Genomic DNA, 1,768 nt, shown 5'->3' with positions numbered 1-1,768 from the left:
AAATCTCTTCATCGTAAGCGCACGGATCATTTCGATACGTTAAAAAGTCAAATTGCACTTTGCTTTTGTCCATTTTCCGATATAAATTCATCACCATGGTTTCCGCGCCGCCCCTATTCATGCCGCTGAGAACATGGAGCACGCGTTTTTGGCTGCTATTCATGCTTGACAAGCCCTTCCTTTTGGTTCATCACTCTTTTTTTATGGTAGCGATTCATCACGGCTGCAGGCATAAACGCGCGGATTAACGGTTTTGCGATATATATGTAATCAGATAAAGGAAGCTTCAAGCGTCTGCACGCCTGATAGACAAGGATGGCATTGTCGATTGAATACGTAAATGACCGCCGTTTGAATGCATCGCTGTCTTCCCTCACTTTATACAAGGCTTCCTGAAGATTATAGCCCCTGAAGCCCTCTTCAAAAAAGCGAAGCCACAAATCAATATCTTCCATTCGTCTCGTTCGCCGCACCGACCGGTAGCCTTTCAGCGTGCGGTAGGCACTCGCTCTCATCATAATCGTGCCGTGGCAAAATGGGGTCCCTTTTGCCATGATGCCCGGCTCCGGAACAGAAGGCAGAATGCGGGCGCCTCTTACGCCAAATTCATCAAACACAAGCATGCCGGTGCCAACCACCTGATAGTGTCGGTGCTTTTCTAAAAACGCGACCTGCTTTTCCAGACGGCGCGGAAACGAAAGGTCATCTCCGTCCTGACGTGCGATATAATCGCCTGTCGCATGCGAAAGACAATGATTTAATGATGCGGCAAGCCGCTTATTTGTTTTGTTTTGAATCAGTTTGATGCGGTCGCTGTAATGAGCGGCATACTGCTTCGCGATGCGGAGCGTGCCGTTTGTTGACGCATCATCGCACAAAATCAGCTCCCAATTTTTATAGGATTGGCTGAGTATGGATTCTATGCTTTCTGCCAAAGTGCGTTCGCAATTATAAATGCCCATAATGACAGAAACTTTCGGTCCTGAGTTCATACGCTTTTCTCCTTTGTATCCATATCCATGTACGCGGAATAAATATCTGCCATTTCTTCCACCGTTCGCGCCTCCGAGAAGCGCAAGGCTGTTTTTCGGCCTTCCTGTCCCAGCTTTCGGCAGAGCTCCGGCTTATGGTAAAGCTGTTCAATCCGGCGGGCAAAAGCAGCACTGTCACCGATTTTGATCAGAAAACCGTTTTCTCCGTCGCGAATGATTTCCCGATGCCCGCGATTATCTGTGGCGATCGCCGGTTTTTCTGCCGCCATTCCCTCAAGCACATTCATGCCGAGGCCCTCTCTAATGCTGGATGCGACAGATACATCCGCAAGCTGAATCAGCTCATGTATGTCGCTGCAAAAGCCGTAAAAACAGACATTGGCGGAGGCACCAAGCTTTTCAGCTAACGTTTGATACGTTTGTTCCATTGCCCCTTCCCCGGCAAACACAAGGCGGAGCGAAGGAATTTTTTCTTTTAGCAAGGCTGCGGCTTCAATTAACTGCTTCTGGTTTTTGTTCAGATTGAGCTCAGCCGGATAAACCAATATAAAATCATCTTCACAGAACCCGTGCTTTTCTCTGAGTCTTTGCTGCTCTATCGGACTGACAGGCCGGAAACGCTCGGTGTTGACGCCAATGCCGTGAATTTTCTGCGTCCTTCCGCCCGGCCTTTGAAGTCCTTTCGCCCGTATGTAATCCTCTTCATTAATCGTAATCAGGCAGTCTGTATATGCTGAAAGCCATTTCTCAACCGGATAGTAAAGAAGCCAATTTTT

The 1,768-nt window shown here is 48.1% G+C and carries 2 protein-coding genes and 1 pseudogene; all 3 read right to left on the bottom strand.

What is annotated here, in order from left to right; translation table 11 throughout:
- Positions 1–163, bottom strand: a pseudogene (locus ACWHAR_RS20560) (glycosyltransferase family 1 protein); the annotation flags it as partial.
- Positions 156–992: a glycosyltransferase EpsE gene (gene epsE / locus ACWHAR_RS20555; protein ID WP_452087670.1), complete on the bottom strand. Its 837-nt coding sequence runs from the start codon at positions 990–992 to the stop codon at positions 156–158. The gene epsE and the pseudogene ACWHAR_RS20560, both read right to left, overlap by 8 nt.
- Positions 989–1,768 (bottom strand): glycosyltransferase family 4 protein (locus ACWHAR_RS20550; protein ID WP_452087669.1); only part of this gene is annotated, 780 nt, incomplete at its 5' end. The genes epsE and ACWHAR_RS20550, both read right to left, overlap by 4 nt.

This window comes from Bacillus sp. LR--39, assembly GCF_053613335.1.
This window is presented reverse-complemented; position numbering and strand designations above follow the sequence as displayed.